Below are 24516 nucleotides of genomic sequence, written 5' to 3'. Positions count from 1 at the left end.
CACCGATCGCTCCCTGGGCTAATGGGTCCTGGCTTTCGCCAGGACGACGGCTGTGTTTAACGCCGCGGCGTGCCTAAATAGCGCGCCTACGCCGCATCCACCTTCAGCACCCCGCGCCGGATCTGGTCCTCCTCGATCGATTCGAACAGGGCCTTGAAATTGCCTTCGCCAAAACCGTCGTCGCCCTTGCGCTGGATGAACTCGAAGAAGATCGGGCCGATCGCGTTGGCCGAGAAGATCTGCAGCAGCACCTTGGTCTGGCCGCCGTCGACCACGCCTTCGCCGTCGATCAGGATACCGTTGGCCCGAAGTCGAGCGACGTCCTCGCCATGCTCAGGCAGGCGCGTGTCGATCCGCTCGAAATAGGTCTCGGGCGGCGCCGGCATGAAGGGCAGACCGGCCTCGCGCAGGCCCTCGATGGTGCTGTAGATATCGCGGCAGCCGCAGGCGATGTGCTGGATGCCTTCGCCGCGATAGATATTCAGATATTCCTCGATCTGGCCGGAGTCGCCGGCGTCTTCGTTGATCGGAATCCGGATCTTGCCGTCGGGGCTCGTCAGCGCCCGCGAGAACAGGCCCGAGGCGCGACCCTCGATGTCGAAGAAGCGGATCTGGCGGAAGTTGAAGAGCTTCTCGTAGAAACCGGTCCATACATCCATGCGTCCGCGGTGGACGTTGTGGGTGAGGTGATCGAGATAGAACAGGCCGGCGCCGGCGGGACGGGGATCGCGCACGCCGAGCCATTCGAACTCGCTGTCATAGGCCGATCCCTTGGCGCCATAGCGATCGACGAAGTAGAGCAGGCTGCCGCCGATGCCCTTGATCGCGGGGACATCGAGCGTCTTCTGCGCGGAGGACACATCGGCAGGTTCGGCGCCGAGCGAAATCGCGCGGTCATAGGCCGCCTTCGCATCGACGACGCGAAACGCCATCGACGGCGCGCACGGGCCGTGCGCGGCGACGAAGTCGAAGCCGTGGGTGCCGGGCTCCTCGTTGACGAGATAGTTGATGTCGCCCTGGCGATAGACCGTGATGGACTTGGTCCTGTGACGCGCGACGGGCGCATAGCCCATCAGCTTGAACAGCGCGTGCAACTCTTTCGGATCGGGATGCGCATATTCGACGAACTCGAACCCGTCGGTGCCCATCGGATTGTCGACGCTGATCGTGGCCGGCGGTGCATCGTGCGGAAACGGACCCATGGTGCTCTCCCAGATTGCTGCTGGAAGGAACTATCCTTCATGGGACGCGCAAGGGGCGTGCAAATGAGACGGCTTTTGACTAACATATGCACAGTCTGTGCATGAAGTGGATGAAACACGCATGATTCCGGTGGACGCCTTCGACCTCAAGATCCTTGCCGCGCTCCAGGACGACGGCCGCCTCACCAACCAGGAGCTCGCCGACCTCGCCGGGCTCTCGGCCTCGCAATGCTCGCGGCGACGGATGCGGCTGGAGCAGGAGAAGGTGATCGCGGGCTATCATGCCGATCTCTCCAGCGAGGCGCTCGGCTTCGGCGTGATCGCCTTCATCCAGGTCACGCTGGCGACCCACTCGCCGGACAATTCCAAGCGGTTTCGGGCTCTGGTCAACCGCATCGACGAGATCCAGGAGGCCTATTCGCTCACGGGCGACGCCGACTATGTGCTGAAAGCCGTGCTGCGCGACCTCAAGGGTCTCTCCAATCTCGTCAACGACGTGCTGATGCCGCACCAGAGCGTGGCGCATGTGCGCTCCTCGATCGTACTCGACAGGCTGAAGGAGAGCACGCGGCTGCCGCTGAAGGAGATCAAACCCGGCTGAAATCGAGGGAAATCCGGCATTCGCGCTGCCCGCACGATCTGCGATGATCCCGGCCAATCTGCGGAGACTGAGCATGGCCCTCCAGCTTCGACCGAACTGCGAATATTGCGACCGCGACCTGCCCCCGAACGCAACTGATGCGCGGATCTGCTCTTATGAATGCACGTTCTGTGCGGACTGTGTGGAGACGAAACTCTCCAACGTCTGCCCGAACTGCGGCGGCGGTTTTGCGCCGCGCCCGATCAGGCCAACGCAGGAATGGCGACCGGGCGTGTGCACGACCAACCAGGCGCCGTCGGACAAGCGGGTGCATCTGAAGTACAGCCTGGAGGACGTCGCCGCGCATTGCGCGCGGGTCAAGGATGTGGCGCCTGAAATGCGCTGACTTCGTAGGGTGGGCAAAGCGAAGCGTGCCCACCACGCTACCGCGATCGCGGAGAGGAATGGTGGGCACGGCGCTGATGCGCCTTTGCCCACCCTACAAGACTGAGTGTGGGGCGCCCTACTCCGCCGCCAGAATCGTCCCTTCGACCTCACCAAACCCGACGCGATAGCCCTCGCCCTGGCACCAGCCGCGCATGACGAGGCTGTCGCCGTCTTCCAGGAATGACCGCTTGATGCCGCCGGGCAATTCGACCGGCTCGGTGCCGTTCCAGCTGATCTCCAACAGGCTGCCGCGCTGGTTCTTCTCCGGGCCGGAAATGGTGCCGCTGCCGAGGAGGTCGCCAACATTCATGGCGCAGCCGGAGGAGGCGTGGTGCATCAGCTGCTGCACCGAGGACCAGTACATATACTTGAAATTGGTGCGGCTGATGCCGGCTGGCGCGTTGGCTCCAGCGGCCCGCAAGGAGACGTCGAGGTCGAGATCGTAGTTCTGCGGCTTGCCCTGTTTGAGGTAATCGAGCGGCACCGGCTCCTGCTCCGGCCCCTTCAGACGAAACGGCTCCAGCGCCTCGCGCGTCACCACCCACGGGCTGATCGAGGTCGCGAACGCCTTGGCGAGGAACGGGCCAAGCGGCACATATTCCCATTGCTGGATGTCGCGTGCACTCCAATCGTTGAGCAGCACGAAGCCGAAGATCATCTCCTCGGCCTGTTGCTCTGTGAGCATCCCGCCCATGGCTGAGGGCTGGCCGACCACGACACCCATCTCCAGCTCGAAATCGAGCCGCTTGCACGGTCCGAAGCTCGGCGCCTCCACATTCGGCGGCTTGAGCTGCCCGCGCGGACGCTTCACCTTGCTGCCCGAGACCACGACGGTCGAGGCACGGCCGTTGTAAGCGATCGGCATATGGAGCCAGTTCGGCTGCAGCGCATTGTCCTTGCCACGGAACATGACGCCAACGTTAGTGGCGTGTTCTTTCGAGGAATAGAAATCGGTGTAGCCGGAGACCGCAAACGGCAGATGTAGTTTTGCGTCGCGCATCGGCACCAAAGCCTGCTTGCGCAGTTCCTCGTTATCGCGCAGCTCGGGATGATCGGCACGCAGGAGCTCGCTGATCCGCGCCCGCGTCTTCGCCCAGACCTTTGGCCCCAGCGCCATGAAAGCATTGAGCGACGGGGTCGAGAACACGCCGAGTGGCCCGACGTCGAGCCGAGAGTCCTGCTCCAGCTCCCAGAGATCGAGCACATAATTGCCGATCGCCACGCCGACGCGCGGAGTTGGATTGTCCGCAGTCGAGAACACGCCGTAAGGCAGGTTCTGGATCGGGAAATCGGAGACGGGATCGACGTCGATGAAGGAGCGGAGGTTGGGGTGGGTTGTCACTTTTCGCCAGTCCTTTTTCCTTCTCCCCTTGCGGGAGAAGGTGGCGCGAAGCGCCGGATGAGGGGTTGCATCGACAATTGATACTGCGAGAGGATCATGTGGGGAGAGAGACCCCTCACCCGTCTCGCCGCTTCGCGGCGAGCCACCCTCTCCCACAAGGGGAGAGGGGAAGAAAGAACATTACGGTCGGCTCGGATCGAACCGCTTCTCGAGGCCCTTCCAGCAATCCGCGTAGTCGTCCTGCAACGTCGCGGAATTCGCGGCATGCGCGGTGACGCGCTGCGCGTAGCGGGTCTCGAACATGAAGGCCATGGTGCCGGTCAGCTTGACCGGCTTCAACTCGCCGTTGCTGGCGTGCTCGAAGGCATCGCGATCGGGGCCGTGCGGCAGCATGCAATTGTGCAGGCTCATGCCGCCCGGCACGAAACCTTGCGGCTTGGCGTCGTAGACGCCGTAGATCAGGCCCATGAACTCGCTCATGATGTTCATGTGATACCACGGCGGGCGGAAGGTGTTGTCGGCGACCATCCAGCGCTCGGGGAAGATCACGAAGTCGATATTCGCCGTGCCTGCGGTCTCCGACGGCGAGGTCAGCACGGTGAAGATCGAGGGATCGGGATGATCGAAGCCGATCGCGCCGACCGGCGAGAAGCTGCGCAGATCATATTTGTACGGCGCATAATTGCCGTGCCAGGCGACGACGTCGATCGGCGAATGCGGCAGCGTGGTCTTGAACAGAGCGCCGCCCCATTTCACGAACAGCTCGGTCGGCGTGTCCTTGTCCTCGTAGTGCGCGACCGGTGTCAGGAAGTCGCGGGCATTGGCGAGACAGTTGGCGCCGATCGGCCCGCGCTCCGGCAGCGTGAAGGCGCCGCCGTAGTTTTCGCAGAGATAGCCGCGCGCCGGTCCGTTCGGAATCTCGACGCGGAACTTGACGCCGCGTGGGATCACCACGATCTCGCCGGGCTCGGCATCGATGCGACCGAACTCGGTGACGATGCGAAGATCGCCGTGCTGCAGCACGAACATCAGTTCGCCGTCGGCATCGTAGAAGTGCTGGTCCACCATCGACTTGGTGATGAGATAGACATGGGCGGCCATGCCGGCCTGGGTGTTGACGTCACCGGCGGTGGTCATGGTTTGCACGCCCTGAAGGAAAGTCATGTCCTCCTTCGGGATCGGCGCCGGATCCCAGCGCAATTGTGCGATCGGCAGATCGTTTTCATGGCACGGTGCCGAACGCCAAAGGCCGCCGTCGGCCTTCTCGAACCGGCCCGAATGTTTCACCGACGGGCGAATGCGATAGAGCCAGGAGCGCTCATTGCTGCCGCGCGGCGCGGTGAAGGGCGAGCCGGAAAGCTGCTCGGCATAGAGGCCATAGGCGCAGCGCTGCGGCGAGTTGCGCCCGATCGGCAGCGCGCCCGGCAGGGCTTCGGTTTCAAAACTGTTGCCGAACCCGGACATGTAGCCCGGCGTGACCTGGGCCGTGCTGCGAATGATCTGATCGGGCGAGGTATTGATGTTCATGACTATCCTCCTCCTTGCAGGGCGGCCCACATCTCCTGGTCGCGCTTGTCGGTCCAGATCACGGGGTCGTCGATCCCCGACGCCTCGTCATAGGCGCGCGACACGTTGAACGGCAGACAGTGCTCGTAGATGGCGAAGCTCGAGAATTTCGGATCCATGACCTCGCGCGTCGCCGCCATCGATTCCTTCAGCGTGCGGCCCTTGGCGACCGAGATTTCAGCGGCGCCGTAGAGCGAGGTGACGAAGTCGCGCGTCATCGCGATGGCTTCGCGCACCGTGGCGACACCCTTCAACGCGTCGCCGCGGCCCGGCGCGATCGCCTTGGGATTGAAGTTGCGGATTTCGTTCAGCGTCAGCGGCCATTCGCGCAAATGCGCGTCGCCGCAATAGCAGGCCGAGTGGTATTCGATCAGGTCGCCGGAGAACATCACCTCGGCATCGGGCACCCAGGCAACGATGTCGCCGGAGGTGTGGCCGGCGCCAAGCTGCATCAGGCGCACCTCGCGCTTGCCGAGATAGATCGACATCTCGCCTTCGAAGGTCAGCGTCGGCCAAGTCAGGCCGGGAATGCTCGATGCGTCCTGAAACAGGCGCGGAAAGCGGCCATACTCGGAATCCCAATCCTGCTGGCCACGCTCCTCGATCAGGCGGTGGGTCTCCTGCGAGGCGACGATGCCCTGCGCCTTGTAGGCGGAGGCACCGAGCACGCGCACAGCGTGATAATGCGACAGCACGACATATTTGATCGGCTTGTCCGTGACGGTACGGACGCGCTCGATCACCTTGTTGGCCATCGCCGGCGTCGACTGCGCGTCGAACACCAGGCAGCCGTCGTCGCCGACGATGATCGCGGTGTTCGGATCGCCCTCCGCGGTAAAGGCGTAGAGATCGGTGCCGATCTCGGAGAAGGTGATCTTCTTCTCGGAGAGGTCGCCGGTGGATGCGAAGTTCTTCGCCATCAGTTCATCCTTCAAGTCACTGGGTTATTATTGTTGTTGCTGTTGCTGTTGCTGTTGCTGTTGCTGCTGGCCGTCGATCATGCGCCGCTTGGCGAGGAGGATCGCCTCCTGCAGCACGTCGATATCGCCGATATGGTTTGCTAGGATCAGCACCAGCGCCGCGTCGAGATCGGCGCTTTGCTCGTCGGTGAAGCCCCGATGCGCCTCCACGATGGCGCGAAAGGCGTCGTCGGGCCGCGCGAAATTGGAGCTGGTCGAGAGCGGCATGCCAATCCTCAATTCAATTCAAGCCTTGGGCGCGTGACAGCGCTGCCGCGACGCCAGCGCGCGTGGGGTGACGGAAGCGCGCCGCAACGTAGCCGTCCGGCCTGAGCAGGTAGGCTGAGCCTGGTTCCGCATCATAGCGCTTTGCGGTGAGCCCCGCCGGATCTGCGAGCCCGTCCTCACCGCCGATGCAGATGTCCTTCACACCAGCGGGCGCCTCAATCGCCGTGCCATTGCTGAACGACAGCAAGGTGAAGTCCGTTCCACCCTTGCGAAACGCATCCGTCAAATAGGCCTGCTCGCCCGCGCGCGTCGCAACGGGGGCATCGAGCATCGAACAACCCGGGAGCGGGCCACCGCGCCACGCATCCGCATCCGGCGATGCCAGCGGCGAGTCATAGCTGCACGGCACCGAGAGCCGCCCGCCATTGACCATGCGCTTGCCGAATTCCGTTTCCTTGGCCAGCGACAGCACCGCCTTGCGCAGCCGCGCCTCCTGATGCGAGTTCGGCGCCATGAAATCGGTCGAGCGGGTGGACTCGCGGATGTTCTCGTCGGCCGCCAGACTGCGCTCGATATGATAGCTCTCGAGCAGGCTCGCGGGTGAGGCGCCGCGCAGGACGCGGTCGAGCTTCCAGGAGAGGTTTTCGGCGTCCTCGAGTCCGGAATTGGCGCCACGCGCGCCGAACGGCGAGACCTGGTGCGCGGAATCGCCTGCAAAGATCACGCGGCCATGGACGAAGCGGTCCATCCGCCGGCACTGGAACTTGTAGAGCGATATCCACTCGAACTCGAACTTGTCGTGGCCGAGCATGCGCGCAATCCGCGGCCGCACGTTCTCGGGCTTCTTCTCGACGATGGGGTCGGCATAGCGATTGAGCTGGAGGTCGATGCGCCAGACATCGTCAGGCTGTCGGTGCAACAGCGCCGAACGTCCCGCATGAAACGGCGGATCGAACCAGAACCAGCGTTCGGTCGGGAATTCCGCGGTCATCTTGACGTCGGCGATCAGGAACTGGTCCTCGAACACCTGTCCGGCGAAGTCGGCGCCCACCATCTGCCGCAGCGAGGAGCGCGCGCCGTCGCAGGCGACGACATATTGCGCGTGCAGACGATAGGCGCCCTCCGGCGTCTCGATCGTCAGCGCGACGGAATCGTTGCGGCTCTCCAGCGCCGTCACCTTGTTGCGCCAGCGCAGATTGATTTCGGGCAGCTCGCCGATGCGGTCGACCAGATAGGCTTCGGCGTAATATTGCTGGAGATTGATGAAGGCCGGCCGCTTGTGACCGTCCTCCGGCAGCAGATTGAACTGGTAGAGCTGCTGCTCGCCGTGGAAGATGCGGCCGACACTCCAGACCACGCCCTTGTCGACCATGCGGTTGCCGACGCCGAGCCGGTCCCAATATTCCAGCGACCGTTTCGAGAAGCAGATCGCGCGGGAGCCCTCTCCGATGCGGTCAGCGTCATCCAGAAGGACGACGCGCTGGCCGCGCTGGGCAAGGTCGATCGCCAGCGACAGCCCGACCGGGCCCGCGCCGACGACCACCACGGGATGCTCGGCCGCGCTCTGGCCAGGACGATCCTGATCGGGGTGGCGGCGATAGCCGAACTGGGTTTTAGCCTGATGCGTATTGGCCTTCGCCATGCGCTAACCTCGGCTCTGGTCAGGAGAGGCCTGATCTGCTAATAGTCTCACGTGCAACTATTTTGGACCGGAGCCGGCCGGCGGTCAACTGGAATTCGGAGCGCTCTCCTTGGCGAGGACATCCAGCGACATCGCGCTGAAGACACGCGAGACCCATGAGGCCTCAGCGCGGCCAAAAGCACGGCTCGACCTGTTCAGGTTCTTGCCGTTCCGCCTCAACCGGCTCGCGGCGGAGGTCAGCGCCGCGCTTTCGGTCGAATATCAGGAACGTCACGGCCTCGACATCCCGGCCTGGCGCGTGATCGCGACGCTCGGCTTCCGCAACGATGCCTGCAGCGCGCAGTACGTCGCGCAATGCACCCGCACGCACAAATCCACCATCAGCCGCGCGGTGACCATGCTGCTGCAACAAGGATTGATCGAGCGCGTCGAGAACGAAGCCGACCGCCGCGAATTCCGCCTGCGACTGACAAGGAAAGGCCGCACGCTCTACGAGGAACTGTTTCCGCAGTTGCTGCGGCGGGAAGACGAGATCCTCGCGTGCCTCTCCGCGCAGGAGCGCAAACAGCTATCGACGCTGCTCGGCAAGATCGAACAGAGCCTCGACCTGATCCAAACCAGCGAGGAGGCCGACGCCAAGCAGGCGTATTGATCGGTCGCCCATCGCAGCGACACCAGCTCCTCATCCTGAGGAGCGCGCCCCTTGCGCGCGTCTCGAAGGATGAAGGCCGAGGTTTAGCAGCCGGGCCTGCATGGTTCGAGACGGCGCTTTGCGCCCCCTCACCATGAGGATCACTTTGCAAACGATCGCGACGGCGGCAAATGCAGGGCCCAGACGTCGCCCTCGTCGCTGGCGCGCGGATAGATCTCCGTCACGATCGGATCGTGGCCGGGGATGAACCGGTCAGGATGGCCGGCGAGACGCTCGATCGTCTCCCAGCCGACGGCCATGTCGCCGACATTGTAGACGATCGGGAATGGGCTCCGGCGCTGGAGATTGGCGTAATAATGCGCGGCATCGGACGCCAGTACCACGGACCCGCGCGCGGTCTCGACCCTCACCACCTGCAGGCCGTCCGAATGGCCGCCGACGCGGTGCACGGTGACGCCGGGCGCGACCTCGCCGTCGCCGGAATAGAAATTGACGCGCTCGCCATAGACATGGCGGACCATCTGGGTGACGTGCTCGACCGAGAACGGATGTCGCAGCAGTCCGTTGCACATGCAGCGCCCCGTCGCGTAGGCCATCTCACGCTCCTGGAGATGGTAGCGCGCGTTCGGGAAGCGGTCGAGATTGCCGGCATGGTCGTAATGCAGATGCGTCACGATGATGTCGCGAATGCTCGCTGCCGCCACACCAAACCGCTCCAGCGCATCGACCGGATTGAGCGTCAGCTTACGGGCTCGCAAGCCCGCCTCCTCGGCATTGAAACCGGTATCGACCAGGATGTCGCGGCCGTTGCCGCGGATCAGCCAGACGAAATAGTCGAGGTCCTGGGCCGCGCTGTCATGCGGGTCGGGCGCGAGAAAGTTCATGTTGGGCGTGCGCGGCGACATCGTCGCATAGCGCAGGGCGTAGATTTCGTAGGCGTTTCCCATGGTTTTGGTCTTGCTCTTTTGTGGATGCACCTTCAGGGCGATCGACCGCACCAAGCCATCGTCCACCGCAAAGGTCAAACACCGGAGGTTGCGAAGGAGGCCCGTCCGCAATGTGAGACCAATCACATTCTTGTCGCCATGGCTGCCCTAACATCCAGCCGCAATGACAACCAGAATGCATCGCGTGCAATCGTGACCGCCCGTTTATTCCCCCCGCCACATGCCCATGCGTCGCGGTCAATTGTCGCGATAGCGCCGAATCCGCAAGCGGTTGACGCCCCCCTTCCCCGGTTTGATAATGCACATTGCGTAAGTTAAGGTCGCCGCGGCGCAAGCTGGAAACGGCGCCTTTTTGGCTGGATCGCGCTAATTATGAAAATTCGCCTGCTTTTCGTTCTGTCCTTGCTCGTGTCGCTCATCCCGACCGCTCCGTCACTTGCGGCCGGCGATCGCTTTGCGCTGGTCATCGGCAACGCCAAATATCCGGACGCCGACGCTCCCCTGAAGGAACCGCTCAACGACGCGCGCGACATCGCCGACGAGCTCAAGCGCGACGGCTTTTCCGTCGAGATCGGTGAGAACCTGACCGGCGACGGCATGCGCCGTGCCTTCGACAAGCTCTACGGCAAGATCAAGCCGGGCTCGGTGGCACTGGTGTTCTTCAGCGGCTTCGGCATCCAGTCGGCGCGGCAGAGCTATTTGCTGCCGATCGATGCGCAGATCTGGACCGAATCCGACGTGCGGCGCGACGGCATCAGCCTCGAAACCGTGCTTGGCGAGCTCAATACCCGCGGCGCCGGCGTCAAGATCGCGCTGGTCGATGCCTCCCGGCGCAATCCGTTCGAGCGCCGGTTCCGCAGCTTCTCGGCTGGCCTCACCCCCGTCATCGCGCCGAACGGCACGCTGGTCATGTATTCGGCGGCGTTGGCCTCGGTGGTCTCGGACGCCGGCGGCGAGCACAGCCTGTTCGTCCAGGAACTCCTCAAGGAAATCCGCGTCCCCGACCTGATGGCCGAGGAGACGCTGAACCGCACCAAGATGGGCGTCACCCGCGCCTCCAGGGGCGAGCAGGTGCCGTGGATATCCTCGTCACTGGCCGAGGATTTCTCGTTCATTCCAGGGGCCGGTGGCTCGCGCCCGACGACGACGCCACCACCTGCGCCTCCCGCGCCGCCGCCGGTCGTCGCCAACAACCCGCCGCCGGCTCCCCCCGCGCCACCACCTGTGCCGCCGAAACCGGCCGACACAGTGGCAGCACCGGCTCCGTCACCGAAGCCGCAGGTCGAGGCTGCCTTGCCGCCGGCACCGCCGCCGCCACCGCCCGTCATTCCGGCCGATCCCGTCACCGCTCCGAGCATGGAGAGCGGGCCGAGTGCGGCCGTGCTGGCCGAGGATCCCACCATCAAGGGGCTGACCGCCAAGATCGCGGCCAATCCGGACGACGTGAACGCGCTTTACCGGCGCGGCCAGGTCTATGCCAGCAAGGGCGCCTACAGCCTGGCCATCAAGGATTTTGACGAGACGCTCCGGATCAATCCGAAGGATGTCGAGGCGCTGAACAATCGCTGCTGGACGCGCACCGTGGTCGGCGACCTCCAGGGCGCGCTGAAGGATTGCAACGAGGCCCTGCGGCTGCGACCGAACTTCGTCGACGCGCTGGACAGCCGGGGGCTCGTCAATCTGAAATCGGGGGCGGTGAAGAACGCCATCGCCGATTTCGAGGCTGCCCTGAGGATCAATCCGCGCCTGACCTCCTCGCTGTTCGGACGCGGGATCGCCAAGCAGCGCAACGGCTCGGCCCAGGAAGGTGCACTCGACATCGCCAATGCCAAGGCAATGGACCCGAACATTGTTCAGGAATTCGCAAGCTACGGAGTGCGTTGATATTTTTTTGAATTGGGGCCGATGTGCCTCGAACCCGCGACGGCCCGGCGAAGACTAATTGAACGGATGTCACCGCCCGCCTTTTCGGGGCGGCTTACTGCAGGATTTTCGAACCGCGCCGGCTGGCTGCGCAGGAGGGACTGGCTATGAGATTGGCTGCAAAGGGACTTACCGCAATCCTGTCCATCATCACCGTTAGCGCCGCGCTGTCGCTGACGATCCCGCTGGCATTCGCGGGCGACGACGGCAACAGCAAGAACGTCACCGAGGACGAGATCGTCCGCGCGCTGGCGCCGCCCTCGAAGAAGCCGCTGACCCGCGGCCTCTCGATCGCTCCGCAGGCCGATCCCGCACCAAGTGCGACGGAGACCAAGCTGATCCAGTCCGTGCGCGGCCGCTCGACACGGTCGCTGTCATCGACCGAGCGCGAAGAAATCGCGTCGGCGGCCAAGGACAAGCCGAACATCGATCTGGAAATCACGTTCGACTACAACTCGGCCAATATCAGCGCCAAATCGCTTGCCTCGGTCCAGGCGCTCGGCCGCGCGCTAACCAGCCCCGACCTGAAGGGCTCGACCTTCGTGGTCGCCGGCCACACGGACGCCGCCGGCGGCGAGAGCTACAACCAGGATCTGTCGGAGCGCCGCGCGGATTCGATCAAGCGCTATTTGGTCGAGAAATACAGCATCTCCGCGACCGACCTCGTCACCGTCGGCTACGGCAAGAGCAAGCTGAAGGACCCGGCCCAGCCGATGGCGGAGGTCAACCGTCGCGTGCAGGTCGTCAACATGGAAAACAAGACCACCGCATCGAAGTGAGCACGACGTAATCCTTTGAAGTGACAAGTCGTGATGTGGTGTAAAGTCTCGCTTCCAGCGCGCGTCCCGCAGGCTTGCGGGACGCTGCTTTATTTCAGGGAAACGCTCTCCATGGGCCGCGCGCGGATGGCCGTGAGCCAGGCCAGGACGATCCGGCGATGAACCTCTCCCAATATCTCAAGCCAGCCGGAACGGTGGTCTTCGTCATCGCGCTCGGCGTCGGCTATTATCTGTTCGAGCACCGGCACCGCGCCGAGCCCAAGGAAACCCCGAGCGAGGCGCTGGTCATCGTGACCAAATCGACCAACGCCTGCTTCTCCGACCTGGTCCGGGTGACCGGCTTCTTCGTGCCGCGCCGCGAAGCCGTTGTTATCGCCGATCAGGAGGGTTCCAGGGTCACCGACCTCTTCGTCACCGAGGGCACCCTCGTCACCGATAATCAGGAGCTGGCGCGCCTGACCGCACCGCCCCAGATCCCGGGCCAGCCGCAGCGGCCCGGCCCGCAAGGTCCGGTCTCGCTGAAAGCCTCTGCGCCGGGCCTCGTCACCGAGGTCCGCACCATCGTCGGCGCGCCGGCCTCGCCGCAGGCCGGCCCGATGTTCCGCATCGCCGTCAACAACGAGATCGAGCTGGACGCGCAGGTGCCTGCTGTGCACATGGCCAAGCTCAGCTCCGGCGCGACCGTGCGCATCAGCCGCGACGACGCGCCCGATCTGATCGGGCGGGTCAGGCTGGTCGCGCCCGAAATCGATCGCGCCACCCAGCTCGGCCGCGTGCGCATCAGCGTCACCAACAATCCCTCGCTGAAAGTCGGCGTGTTCGCCCGCGCCTCGATCGACGCCAAGCGCAGCTGCGGCGTCGCGGTTCCCAAGACCGCGATCGACCATCTCACCGTGCAGGTCGTCAAGAGCAACATTGTCGAGACGCGCAAGGTACGGGTCGGGCTGTCGTCGGACAGCGCGACGGAAATCCTGGAAGGCCTCAACGTCGGCGAGATCGTCGTCGCCGACGCCGGCTCTTCGCTGCATGACGGCGACCAGATCAAGACCATGTTCGCTGATGAACTCGATCGCACGCGGGTACGCTGATGGCTCTCAATATCTCGGCATGGTCGATCCGCAACCCGCTGCCGTCGGTCGTATTTTCCATCATCCTCCTGATCCTCGGCTGGGTGTCCTTCACCAAGCTCGCAGTGACGCGGCTACCGTCGGCCGACATTCCCGTGATCTCGGTCGCGGTATCGCAGTTCGGCGCGGCACCCGCCGAGCTCGAATCCCAGGTCACCAAGACGGTTGAAGACGCCGTCTCCGGTGTCGAAGGCGTCAGGCACATCACCTCGCAGATCACCGACGGCTTGTCGGTGACGACGATCCAGTTCGCGCTGGAAACCAACACCGACCGCGCGCTCAACGACGTCAAGGACGCGGTGACGCGCGTGCGCTCGAACCTGCCGCAGAACGTCACCGAGCCGCTGATCCAGCGCGTCGACGTCATCGGCCTGCCGATCGTCACCTACGCCGCGATCTCGCCCGGCAAGACGCCGGAGCAGCTCTCCTATTTCGTTGACGACGTGGTCAAACGCGCGCTGCAGGGCGTGCGCGGCGTCGCCCAGGTCGAGCGCATCGGCGGTGTCGAGCGCGAGATCCTGGTCTCGCTCGATCCCGACCGCCTGCAGTCGATGGGGCTGACGGCCGTCAATGTCAGCCAGAGCCTGCGCGGCACCAATGTCGACGTCGCCGGCGGTCGCGCCGAGATCGGCAAGAACGACCAGGCGATCCGCACCCTCGCCGGCGCCAAGACGCTGAGCGACCTCGCCGGCACCATGATTCCGCTGTTCGGCGGCGGCGAGGTCCGGCTCGACGATCTCGGCACCGTGACCGACACCATCGCAGACCGCCGCACCTTCGCCCGCTTCAATGGCGAGCCGATCGTCGCACTCGGCATCAAGCGCTCCAAGGGTGCCAGCGACGTGAAGGTCGCCGAAGCCGTGCAGAAGCGCATCGACACGCTCAAGGCCACCTATCCCGACGTCGACCTGAAGGTGATCGACACCTCGGTCGAATATACCAACGGCAATTACCACGCGGCGATCTCGACCCTGTTCGAAGGCGCCATCCTCGCCGTCGTCATCGTGTTGTTGTTCCTGCGCGACCTGCGCGCCACCATCATCGCCGCGATCTCGCTGCCGTTGTCGATCTTCCCGGCGTTCTGGGCGATGGACCTGCTCGGCTTCTCGCTCAACCTCGTCAGCTTCCTCGCCATTACGCTGTCGACTGGTATTCTGGTCGACGACGCCATCGTCGAGATCGAGAACATCGTCAGGCACATGAACATGGGCAAATCGCCCTATCGTGCCGCCCTGGAAGCCGCCGACGAGATCGGCCTCGCGGTGATCGCGATCTCGCTGACGATCATCGCGATCTTCGCACCGGCGAGCTTCATGTCAGGCATCGCCGGACAGTTCTTCAAGCAGTTCGGCATCACCGTCTCGGTGCAGGTGTTCTTCTCGCTGCTCGCGGCGCGCTTCGTCACGCCGGTGCTCGCCGCCTACTTCCTCAAACATAGCAATCACCAGGAGCCGCCGCCCGGCCGCGTGCTGCGGTCCTATCACAGGCTCGTGGCCTGGTCGGTGAAGCACTATTTCATCACGGTGCTGGTCGGCTTCGGCGTCTTCGCCGCCTCGATCTGGAGCATCACGCTGCTGCCGCAGGGTTTCCTGCCGGCGCAGGACAGCTCGCGCTCGCTGGTTGCCCTCGAGCTGCCGCCGGGCACCCAGCTCGCCTACACCGAAAAAGTCACCGAGGACATCGTGGCGCGCCTGCGCAAGCGACCCGAGGTGAAGAGCATCTTCGTCGACGGCGGCCGCGTTCCACCGGGGACCCAGGAAGTCCGGCGCGCCGCCTTGATCATCAACTACACGCCCAAGGACAGCCGCGACATCACCCAGCGCGAGCTCGAATTCTCGATCAGCCAGGAGCTGGAGAACATTCCGGACATCCGCTTCTGGTTCCTCGACGAGAACGGCCTGCGCGCCATTTCGCTGGTCGTGACCGGCGCAGACGCCAACATCGTCAACAACGTCGCCAGCGAGCTCGCGACGCAGATGAAGCGGATTCCCACCATCTCCAACGTGATCTCGGAAACCACGCTGGAGCGACCCGAGCTGCGCGTCGAACCGCGTGCCGATCTCGCCGCACGGCTCGGCGTCTCGACCGAAAGCCTGTCGCAGACCATCCGCGTCGCCACCATCGGCGACGTCGGCCCCGCGCTCGCCAAGTTCGACGTCGGCGACCGTCTGGTGCCGATCCGCGTGCAGCTCGAGGATGCCGCGCGCGGCAATCTGAAGACGCTCGAACAGTTGCGCGTGCCGCTCGGCGAGCATGGCGAGAAAGGCGGCGTGCCGCTCTCCGTCATCGCCGACGTCAAGCTCGACCAGGGGCCGACCAGCATCAACCGTTACGATCGCGAGCGACAGGCGACCGTCGCGGCCGATCTCGTCGGCTCCGCCGCGCTCGGCGACGCCACCAAGAAGATCTACGACCTTCCGGTCATGAAGAGCCGGCCGAAGGGCGTGAAGGTCTCCCCCTCCGGCGACGCCGAAAGCCTGAACGAACTGTCCGAAGGCTTCGCCACCGCGATCACGGCGGGCCTGATGATGGTCTACGCCGTGCTGGTGCTGCTGTTCGGCACCTTCCTGCAGCCGATCACCATTCTGTTCTCGCTGCCGCTCTCGATCGGCGGCGCGATCGCGGCCCTGCTGATCACCGGCAAGCAGCTCACGACACCGGTGTGGATCGGCATCCTGATGCTGATGGGCATCGTCACCAAGAACGCGATCATGCTGGTGGAATTCGCCATCGAATCCATTCACGCCGGCACACCGCGCGAAGAAGCCATGATCGACGCGGGCATGAAACGCGCCCGCCCGATCGTGATGACCACGATCGCGATGGCCGCGGGCATGATGCCAAGCGCGCTCGCGGTCGGTGCGGGTGGCGAGTTCCGCTCGCCGATGGCGCTCGCGGTGATCGGCGGCCTGATCTTCTCGACCATCCTGTCGCTGGTGTTCGTGCCCGCGATGTTCATGGTGATGGACGATCTCGGCGCCCTGATCTGGCGCTTCGCCAAGCGGCTGGTCGTGCACAGCGAAGATGCGGAGGACGCCGGTCATCACGAGGCGGCGCCGGTGGGAGCGGCACCAGGGCCGCAAAACATCGTGCACCCTGCGGCGGAGTAGGTTCCGGGCGAGCGACAGGGTTTCACAAGGATGCATATTCCGAATGGCAAGAACGCCACCATCGACATTCGGAAGATCGAAGACTACTGCCTAAGTCCCTCGCATCCACGCGGTCGGCATAAGGCAAGGGTCTTCCGCGACGCGCTCGATCTTCGACGTGAAGATGCCTCTTGGCTTCGCGAAGCCTGCTTGAAGCCGCACCAACAGGCGATGCGGTCCAGATTGCGACAGATCGCTGGGGGAGCCATTGGCGCATAGATATCCTGCTCAGGCGACATCAGAAGCAAGCCGTGGTAAGAACCGCATGGATTGTACGAGCCGGCGAGGACCGGCCAACCTTCGTCACCTGTTGGGTGGTATAATGAGCGCAGTAAACAACAACGAAGATCGAGCGCCAGGGGCACTGGATGTTGTCGCGTTGCTGGCAAACCTTCCGGACCACCGGTTGGCGCGGGGGAACGTCGGCACCGTTGTCGAAGAGCTCGACGGCACGACGGTGCTCGTCGAATTCAGCGACGATGATGGGCGGCCATATGCCGTCGCTCCTTGTCCCCGATCCGAGCTGCTTGTTTTGCACTACGTGCCGGAAGCAGCCTGGTTGCATCCTACTCGTTCCGCGCGATCGCCGTCAGCTTGGTCATGTTCCGCAGCAGGATGCGGCCGCGCTGGAGATCGAGGATCGCTTCCTTGCGCCAGGCCTGAAGCTGGCGGTTGACGCTCTCGCGGGCGGCGCCGACGAACACGCCGAGTTGCTCCTGCGAGATGTGCACCTCCGAGCCGAAATCGGCGGCGAGCGCGCAGAGGCGCCGCGCGAGGCGAACCGGCAGTGGCTGGAGCATGGATTCTTCCATGCGCTCGCTTTGCCAGCGGATGCGCTGGCACAGCAGCGCGATGATCTTGATCCCGACCTTCGGCTCGCGTTCGAGGAAGGCGAGAAAGTCTTCGCGCCGCAGCACGAACAGCTCGCTGGCTTCGCCCGCGGTCGCGTCCGCCGTGCGGCTCTGGCCGTCCAGCACCGCAACTTCCCCGAACAGGTCGCCCGGCCCCATGAAGTTCAGCGTCAGGCGGCTGCCGTCGGAGGCGCCGGTCTCGATACGGACCTGGCCTCGGCGCACGCCGAACAGCGCATCGCCCGCGTCGCCCTTCTGGAACAGCACCTCGCCATTCCCCAGATGCTGGGTGTGGCAGAGATTCGCCAGCCGCTGGAGCTCGTCTGCGCCGAGATCGGCGAACATCGCATTCATCTTGAGGATGACCGCAAATTCGGCCTGCTTGCTCATTTCAATGTCCTTGTGAATTTCGTTGGCAAATCTCTTGGAACCATCAACATCAGGATCGCGTAAAACCGCGCCGGGGAAGTGTGCCATAAGTCACATAACTTTGCAGCACCCCCAGACTATTTTTACGTGCTTGGAGCCGCTTCCCGTCCCGGGATAAACTCAGGCGCAAAGGACGCGTGCAAATGACGGTCATCTGCCGGATTGGACGCCGGTCGTCCGCCGCTGGAAAGTCGACATGAGAGCAGTGAAATTCGCCGGCGCGGCGGTGGCCGCAGTCGTCATCGTGATCGCACTCCTGCTGGTGGTCGGAGTCCCCTCGGGCTTCCTGACCTCGACGATTGCCTCGCGGGTCGAGAGCGCGACCGGCTATCGCCTGTCGATCGACGGCACGACCCGAATCAGCCTGTGGCCGACGCTGAACGTGACGCTGAACGACCTCACGCTTGCCGACCCCAAGGACCGCAGCGGCATCACGCGCCTGACCATCGAGAGCGTGCAGGCCGACATGTCGCTCTCGAGCATCTGGTCGGGCCGCCCGAAGATCAGCGAGTTCGTCGTCACCCATCCCGTGCTCTACCAGCCGCTGCTGCGTGAGCGCCTGCCGAATGCCGGCGGCACGTCGAAGCCGGTCGCGCTCGATACCGAGGGTGCCGCCATCGACCGCATCAAGGTCACCGATGGCGAGATCGCGTTCGCACGCGTGCGGGATCGCGTCGAGAGCCGCATCAGCGCCATCAATGCCGATGCGATCGTCGGCCGTGATCGCAAGATCAACATCACCGGCACCGCACGGGTCGGCGAGCATCCGACCAAGTTCGACATCAAGGCGACCACGCCGGCGCCGCCGGCCGACCGGCCGACCATTCCGGTGGATTTCGCCATCGACATGCCGGACGTGCTGAAGTCCCGGCTCGCGGGTCATGCCGAGATGCGGCTGAGCGGTGACGTCGTGATGATCAACGGCGTGAGTGGCACGCTCGGCGATGGCGCGTTCAACGGCTGGGCCTCGGTCGATATCGCGAGCAAGCCTCTGGTCAAGGTCGATCTCGACTTCCAGCGGCTCGCGATTCCGCTGGCGAAATCGCCGGAAGGCGCGTCCGGGCAGCCCTGGAGCGATGCGCCGATCGATGTGTCCGGGCTCAACTATGTCGATGCGCAAATCAGGATCTCCGCGCACGAGGCGGTGATCGGCGATGCGCGCCTCGCACCGCTGGCGGTCGATGCAAAGCTCGCCGGCGGCGTGCTGAAGGCCGGCACCGCCAATCTCGGCGCCTATGGCGGCCAGGTCACGGGCGAATTGATCCTGGATGCGACCAGCGGCGCGCCGAGCTTTGCCATGCATTCCGATCTCGCCGGCGTGCGCGCGCTGCCGCTGCTGCAGGGCCTCGCCGAATTCGACCGGATCGACGGCAAGCTGCAGGCCAAGCTCGCATTGCGCAGCGCCGGCACCAGCCAGCGCGCGCTGATGGCGAACATGCAGGGCACGGCCTTCGTCAATTTCCAGGACGGCGCCATTCGCGGCATCAACGTCGCACAGATGATCCGCTCGCTGACATCGGGCACGCTGTCCGGCTGGCAGGCAAACCAGGACAACAGTCGGGAGCAGAGCACGGATTTGTCGCAGCTCTCGGCGTCGTTTCGGATCGACAAGGGCCAGGCGGTGACAACCGATCTCAGCCTGACCGGACCGCTGGTCCGCGTGACCGGCGCCGGCACGATCGCACTCGACACCAAGATGATGGGCTTTCGCGTCGAGCCAAAGCTGGTGATGACGACCGAAGGCCAGGGTCGCGCCGCTGAGCCGGTCGGCTTCGGCATCCCCGTGATGATCCAGGGCCCCTGGTCGCAGCCGCGGATCTATCCCGACATGGCCGGCATGCTGGACAATCCGGACGCCGCCTATGCTAAGCTGCGCGAGATGGGCAAGGGGCTGTTCGGCGCTGATGGGGCCGGGCTCGGCAATATTTTGGGCAACCTTGGTCTCGGAGGGACCGCCGCGCCGGGTGGCGGCAATGCGGCCGGCAATGCCAATCCGCAAACCCAGCAGCCGGGACAGAACAATTTGCTCGGCGGGCCCCTGGGCGAGGCGCTCGGCAATCTGATCCAGCAGGGACTTTCCAGTGGTGCGGGAAACGGCACTGGGACTGCCGCCGGCACCGGCACTGCCACCGGCCGCAGCCGCAGCCTGCCTGCAGCGCCATCCACATCGATGCCGCAAGCCTCGCCGGCCCCCTCCGGCCTGGAGGACCCGCCGGCGGCGCAGCAGGACAGCCAGCCGATGAACGACGTGCTGCGGCAGCTTTTTAATCGATGATTGCAGGACCAAAGCGCTGGACTCCGAGCCCTCCCTTGCCAAGGCCATCCCCTTACATCGGCGTCCGGCCGCGGCTTCCTCCAAACGGATGAGACTGCGACAATTCACCATGCTTCCGCCTGCCCCAGCGTCCAAGGGGAGTAACCAAGACCGGTAACCACGCCGGGTGCCCGGCCAGCCCTTGACCAGTCCCTTCACAGTCCCTTGGACCAAATTGTGCTAGAAGGCTCGCTGGGTCCGTGCGGACCGTAGCGCCGGCGCCGATGGCGGCGCGAGAGGATCGGGATGGCAGGAGCGAACGACAAGACACGGTTTCTGCGCGAGGGTCTGTTCGCCAAATACGTCGTCTCTCTCGTCGGCCTGGTCGTGTTCGTGCTCGCCGTCAACGGCGCGATGGAGAGCTGGATCTCCTACCGCGCCACCAAGACACAGCTGACCGACGGTCTCGAGGACAAGGCGCAGGCTGCCGCGCGGCGGATCGAGCAGTCAATCTCCGAGCTCGAGCGCCAGATCAGCTGGGTGACGCGGGCGAGCCAGGACACGCTCGAGAAGCGCCGCGCCGACTACGCCCAGCTGCTGCACCAGGTCTCGGTCGTCACTCAGCTGTTCCAGCTCAACGGCGACGGCCGCGAGGTGCTGCGCGTCTCGCGCCAGTCGACCACGACCGGCAGCAATGCCGATCTCTCCCGCGACATGCGCTTCACCGACACAGTCGCCCGCGGCGTCAGCTACGCGCCGGCCTGGTTCTCCGACCGGACGCCGTTCATGTCGATCTCGGTGGCGCATTCCGGTTTCAACGCCGGCGTCACCGTGGCCGAGCTCGATCTCAGCTTCCTCTCCGAGTACCTCTCCGACGCCCAGGTCGGCAAGGCCGCCTTCGCCTATGTGGTCGATCCGCGCGGCCGCGTGCTGGCGACGTCCTCGAAAGGGCCTGAGGTCGGCAAGGACCTTTCGAAGCTGCCGCAGGTTGCGGCCGCGGTCGCGCCAGCCCACGAGCCCGACAATTCGGGCACCGACTTCAATGGCCATGCGGTGATGAGCGCCGCAAGCACCGTGCCGAAGCTCGGCTGGAGCGTGATGTTCGAGCAACCGACCACGCAGGCCCTGATGCCGATCCGCGACCAGCTGGTGCGCATTGCGCTTTTGATCGGCATGGGCCTGCTGGTCGCGATCCTCGCCGGCACGCTGCTCGCCCGCCGCATGATCATTCCGATCACCGCGCTGCGCGACGGCGCGCACAAGCTCGGCGAGGGCGACTTCAGCCATCGCATCGAGGTGCACACCTCGGACGAGCTGGAAGATCTCGCCGGCCAGTTCAACCGCATGGCCGACCAGATCCAGGAGACCTATTCGGATTTGGAGACCAAGGTCGAGGAGCGCACCCGCGATCTCGCGCAGTCGATCAACGAGCTCAAGGTGCTGGAAGAGGTCGGCCGCGCGGTCGCGGCCTCGCTCGATCTCAACGCCGTGCTGCCGACGATCGCCGCGCGCGCGATCGAGATCACCCATGCCGACGCGGTGCTGATCTACGGCTATGATGCGCAGGCGCGCCGCTTCAATCTGGTCGAGGCCAACGGCATCGACAAATCCGCCGACGGCGCCCATGTCACCATCGACGAAGGCGAGAATATCCTGAGCGATGCTGCCGGGAGCGGCGAGCCGATCGTGATTGCCGATCTCGACCAGGCCTCCGAGCAGCCGCTGCGTGACGTCGCGATCGAGGCCGGCTTCCATTCGGTGCTGGTGGTGCCGCTGGTCGACCAACAGGGCACGCTCGGCTCGCTGGTGGTGCTGCGCCGCGCCAGCGGCGAGTTCGCCCCAAGCATCATCGGCCTGATGCGTACCTTCGCCAACCAGGCCGTGCTGGCGATGCGCAATGCGCGGCTGTTCACCGAGGTCGACCACAAGGGCCGCGAGCTCGCGGCTGCGCACGAAACCGTGCAGCAGCAGGCCGCCAAGCTCCAGGAGCAGACCGAGCAGCTGCGCAACTGGAACCGCTCGCTGGAAGAGCGGGTCGAGAAACAGTTGGGGGAGATCGGCCGCATCAAGCGGCTCGAACGTTTCCTCGCGCCGCAGGTCGCGCAGCTGATCGCCTCGTCCGACGGCCACGACGCGCTGCTCGACAGCCATCGCCGCGAGGTCACGGTCGTGTTCTGTGATTTGCGCGGCTTCACCTCGTTCACGGAGGCGACCGAGCCGGAAGAGGCGATGAACGTGCTGCGCGAATATCACGCCGCGCTCGGCGAGCTGATCCACCGCTATGAAGGCACGCTCGACCGCTTTGCCGGCGACGGCGTGATGATCCTGTTCAACGCGCCGATTCAGTTCGCCGACCATACCAAGCGCGCCGTGAAGATGGCGGTCGAGATGCGCGATGTGATTGGCCAATTGACCGAGAAATGGAAGAACCGCGGCCACTCGCTCGGCTTCGGCGTCGGTGTCGCCATGGGCTACGCCACGCTCGGCCAGATCGGCTTCGAGCAGCGGCTCGAATACGCCGCGATCGGCAGCGTCACCAATCTCTCCTCCCGCCTCTGCGACGAAGCCAAGGCCGGCCAGGTCGTCGTCAGCCGCCGCGTCTACGGCATGGTCGAGCCCTGGGTCGAAGCCCGCGCACTCGACGATCTCGTGCTCAAGGGCTTCAACCACCCCGTGCTCGCGATGGAGATCCTGTCGTGGCGCGAGGAGGTGGAGAACATCGTGGATGCCGCCGCAGCAAGGCGGCGCGGGTAGTCAAAAACAAAAAAGTGCGAAAACAACCCCATGCACAGTAGCCGGGGCCTGCAAGATCAATGGGTTACGTGGGCACGGAATTGGCCGGAAGCGGTTTGACTCGCCGGGCAAGACACCGGGCCTACAGAAATTGCTCACACCCCGCGCTTCGTCCCCATCGCCTCGAACCCCGCCTTCTGCTCGTCGCTCAGGTCCGCCTCGAAATCATCGAGTGCGTCAGTGACGCCGTTCACCGCCTGCAGCATCGTCTCCAGCCGCGCCTTCACGGCCGTGAGGCGGGCCTGTGGTGTCGGTGCTGGCTGTGAGGGACAGGCGCTGAGCGTTTCCATGGTGCGCAGCGTGGTGTCCTGGAGCACGTCGAGGCGGGCGCGGCCGGTGTCGTCGAGCTTGAGCGTAGAGGCGATCTCGGCCGCGGGCCATTGCTGCTGCACGAGCTGCTCGTATTGGCGCTGCAGCCTCTCGTCGTAGCGGGGATCGCTGTCTGCCTGGCAGGCCGATGCCGCCTGGGGATTCTTTTGCTGGATTGCTGCAAGCGCGGCGCGGCGCTCCTTGGCCAGGCTGTCGAGCTTGGCCTTCTGGTCGTCGTCGAGGAGATCGACGAATTTGGCCAGCGGCGGTGCGACGGCGTCCGTAGCCTTGATCATGGCCTCGATGCGCTCGCGCATCAGGCCGAGGCGCTCCATGGCCGTCGCAGGCACCTGCGTTGGACAGGCCGCGCGGATGGCGTCGCGCGCGGACAGCCAGGTGGTGGCGAGCTCGTCGAGCGCTGTGCGCTGCAATTCATTCGGCTGCACGGCAGCGGCGATGCGATCGACCGGCAGGCCGCCGGTGTCGCTGGCATCGCAGACCGTCTCCGCGGTCGGGACTCGCCGTCCGCGCCGGCCGTGCGGCGCAGTGTAGGCGGCAAGCTCGGTGGCCGCATAGGGCGCGAAGATCGCGGCATAGATGTCGCCATAGCCATAGAGCGAGAGGCTGGTCGCATCGCCGAGGATGATTGCGGTGGTGAGATCGTCATGCGCGAACGGCCAGAACACCGGGCCGACCCAGCCATAGCTGCCGTCGGGGTGGCGCCACCAGCCCTGCGGACGGCGGCCGCCGTGCCATCCCGACAGCGCGGCTTGCGCCGTCATCGCGGCACGGAGGACGTATGGATTCGCAGGGTGGCCGCGCTCTGCGCCACCAGGATCTTGCGACCTCAACGCTGCGGAGCGGTATCGACTGCCCCGCACCGCCATCCGGGCATGGCGCAAGCGCGACATGCCGATCATGTGGCCGACGGCAAAGCGCGCGACACCGAGCGGACCGCCGCGCAGGCCGAACTGCGCCTCGGCGCGACTTGGCAACAGAGTCGCCAGAATCACGAGGGTTGCGCCTGCTAGCGCCAGCCCCAGCCTTGGCCTGAGCCCCAAGCGTGATCTCGACATGACCACTGACCTGTCCACCTTGGCCCTCCTCCGGCGCCAAGCGCGCATCGCGTCGCATCACCATGACGCGCGAGGGAACCAAATGTTCCGGAAGCGCACAGGGCAAAGCGTCGCGGTATTTTCTTAGGACGTCTCGGCGGCGCCTGAGCGAGCGCCTCGTCCTTCGAGACGACCGCTTCGCGGCCTCCTCAGAGCTTGAGAATGTTTTGCTCCCGCCGGGAGAGTTTTGCATTGCCTGGAGAGCGGTGACCCCAAGGTTTT

The 24516-nt window shown here is 64.8% G+C and carries 19 protein-coding genes and 1 pseudogene; 11 read left to right on the top strand and 9 right to left on the bottom strand.

Annotated elements, in window-relative coordinates; genetic code table 11:
* Positions 1-86: 86 nt before the first annotated feature.
* On the bottom strand, positions 87-1202 hold the full coding sequence (hppD, locus tag AC0L2F_RS34250; protein ID WP_473251354.1) for a 4-hydroxyphenylpyruvate dioxygenase: 1116 nt from the start codon (positions 1200-1202) through the stop codon (positions 87-89).
* 121 nt (positions 1203-1323) lie between these two features.
* Between hppD and AC0L2F_RS34245 the strand changes: the two genes are divergently transcribed.
* Together AC0L2F_RS34245 and AC0L2F_RS34240 are read left to right on the top strand one after the other, a co-directional pair.
* Entirely contained in the window at positions 1324-1803 is a 480-nt protein-coding gene (locus AC0L2F_RS34245) for an Lrp/AsnC family transcriptional regulator (protein ID WP_473251353.1), read from the top strand.
* A gap of 73 nt (positions 1804-1876) precedes the next feature.
* Positions 1877-2188 carry a DUF1272 domain-containing protein gene (locus AC0L2F_RS34240; protein ID WP_063992415.1) on the top strand — a complete coding sequence of 104 codons (312 nt, stop codon included), beginning with the start codon at positions 1877-1879 and terminating at the stop codon, positions 2186-2188.
* Positions 2189-2305: 117 nt separating this feature from the next.
* On the opposite strand, the gene fahA is transcribed toward AC0L2F_RS34240, so the two are convergent.
* From fahA to AC0L2F_RS34215, 5 genes are all read right to left on the bottom strand, one after another.
* Complete coding sequence (gene fahA / locus AC0L2F_RS34235; RefSeq protein ID WP_473251352.1) at positions 2306-3571, bottom strand: fumarylacetoacetase; 1266 nt, start codon at positions 3569-3571, stop codon at positions 2306-2308.
* A gap of 180 nt (positions 3572-3751) precedes the next feature.
* Positions 3752-5098, bottom strand: coding sequence for a homogentisate 1,2-dioxygenase (hmgA, locus tag AC0L2F_RS34230; protein WP_473251351.1), 1347 nt, complete (start codon positions 5096-5098; stop codon positions 3752-3754).
* Between the two features lie 2 nt (positions 5099-5100).
* Positions 5101-6057 carry an MBL fold metallo-hydrolase gene (locus AC0L2F_RS34225; protein WP_007604459.1) on the bottom strand — a complete coding sequence of 319 codons (957 nt, stop codon included), beginning with the start codon at positions 6055-6057 and terminating at the stop codon, positions 5101-5103.
* 27 nt (positions 6058-6084) lie between these two features.
* Positions 6085-6324: a DUF2783 domain-containing protein gene (locus tag AC0L2F_RS34220; RefSeq protein ID WP_473251350.1), complete on the bottom strand. Its 240-nt coding sequence runs from the start codon at positions 6322-6324 to the stop codon at positions 6085-6087.
* A gap of 13 nt (positions 6325-6337) precedes the next feature.
* A complete protein-coding gene (locus AC0L2F_RS34215; RefSeq protein ID WP_473251349.1) occupies positions 6338-7966 on the bottom strand; it encodes an FAD-dependent oxidoreductase in 1629 nt (542 codons plus the stop codon).
* 109 nt (positions 7967-8075) lie between these two features.
* Here AC0L2F_RS34215 and AC0L2F_RS34210 point away from each other — a divergent pair, with 109 nt between their 5' ends.
* On the top strand, positions 8076-8618 hold the full coding sequence (locus AC0L2F_RS34210) for a MarR family winged helix-turn-helix transcriptional regulator (protein WP_007604456.1): 543 nt from the start codon (positions 8076-8078) through the stop codon (positions 8616-8618).
* Between the two features lie 140 nt (positions 8619-8758).
* Here AC0L2F_RS34210 and AC0L2F_RS34205 read toward each other — a convergent pair whose 3' ends face one another.
* Positions 8759-9565 carry an N-acyl homoserine lactonase family protein gene (locus tag AC0L2F_RS34205; protein ID WP_473251360.1) on the bottom strand — a complete coding sequence of 269 codons (807 nt, stop codon included), beginning with the start codon at positions 9563-9565 and terminating at the stop codon, positions 8759-8761.
* A gap of 372 nt (positions 9566-9937) precedes the next feature.
* Between AC0L2F_RS34205 and AC0L2F_RS34200 the strand changes: the two genes are divergently transcribed.
* The 6 genes and pseudogenes from AC0L2F_RS34200 (at position 9938) to AC0L2F_RS34175 (ending at position 17219) form a co-directional block, all read left to right on the top strand.
* Entirely contained in the window at positions 9938-11449 is a 1512-nt protein-coding gene (locus AC0L2F_RS34200; protein WP_473251348.1) for a caspase family protein, read from the top strand.
* A gap of 146 nt (positions 11450-11595) precedes the next feature.
* Positions 11596-12267 (top strand): OmpA family protein, encoded by a 672-nt coding sequence (locus tag AC0L2F_RS34195; protein WP_473251347.1) that lies wholly within the window; start codon positions 11596-11598, stop codon positions 12265-12267.
* A gap of 158 nt (positions 12268-12425) precedes the next feature.
* On the top strand, positions 12426-13355 hold the full coding sequence (locus AC0L2F_RS34190) for an efflux RND transporter periplasmic adaptor subunit (RefSeq protein ID WP_007604451.1): 930 nt from the start codon (positions 12426-12428) through the stop codon (positions 13353-13355).
* Positions 13355-16504 (top strand): efflux RND transporter permease subunit, encoded by a 3150-nt coding sequence (locus AC0L2F_RS34185; protein WP_007604450.1) that lies wholly within the window; start codon positions 13355-13357, stop codon positions 16502-16504. Before AC0L2F_RS34190 ends, AC0L2F_RS34185 begins: the two co-directional genes overlap by 1 nt.
* Positions 16505-16534: 30 nt before the next feature.
* Positions 16535-16866, top strand: a pseudogene (locus AC0L2F_RS34180) (DUF6883 domain-containing protein).
* Complete coding sequence (locus AC0L2F_RS34175; RefSeq protein WP_473251346.1) at positions 16809-17219, top strand: DUF4926 domain-containing protein; 411 nt, start codon at positions 16809-16811, stop codon at positions 17217-17219. Before AC0L2F_RS34180 ends, AC0L2F_RS34175 begins: the two are co-directional and overlap by 58 nt.
* On the opposite strand, the gene AC0L2F_RS34170 is transcribed toward AC0L2F_RS34175, so the two are convergent.
* Entirely contained in the window at positions 17110-17784 is a 675-nt protein-coding gene (locus AC0L2F_RS34170; RefSeq protein WP_007599026.1) for a Crp/Fnr family transcriptional regulator, read from the bottom strand. The genes AC0L2F_RS34175 and AC0L2F_RS34170 overlap by 110 nt on opposite strands.
* Before the next feature lie 235 nt (positions 17785-18019).
* Here AC0L2F_RS34170 and AC0L2F_RS34165 point away from each other — a divergent pair, with 235 nt between their 5' ends.
* Complete coding sequence (locus AC0L2F_RS34165; protein WP_473251345.1) at positions 18020-20098, top strand: AsmA family protein; 2079 nt, start codon at positions 18020-18022, stop codon at positions 20096-20098.
* Positions 20099-20383: 285 nt separating this feature from the next.
* Positions 20384-22831: an adenylate/guanylate cyclase domain-containing protein gene (locus AC0L2F_RS34160; protein WP_473251344.1), complete on the top strand. Its 2448-nt coding sequence runs from the start codon at positions 20384-20386 to the stop codon at positions 22829-22831.
* A 134-nt stretch (positions 22832-22965) separates the two neighbouring features.
* Here AC0L2F_RS34160 and AC0L2F_RS34155 read toward each other — a convergent pair whose 3' ends face one another.
* Positions 22966-24255, bottom strand: coding sequence for a Spy/CpxP family protein refolding chaperone (locus AC0L2F_RS34155; RefSeq protein WP_473251343.1), 1290 nt, complete (start codon positions 24253-24255; stop codon positions 22966-22968).
* Positions 24256-24516: the final 261 nt, after the last annotated feature.

This window comes from Bradyrhizobium sp. Ken64, assembly GCF_055807555.1.
The sequence above is the reverse complement of the archived record's forward strand: the minus strand, read 5'-3'. Positions and strand labels throughout refer to the sequence as shown.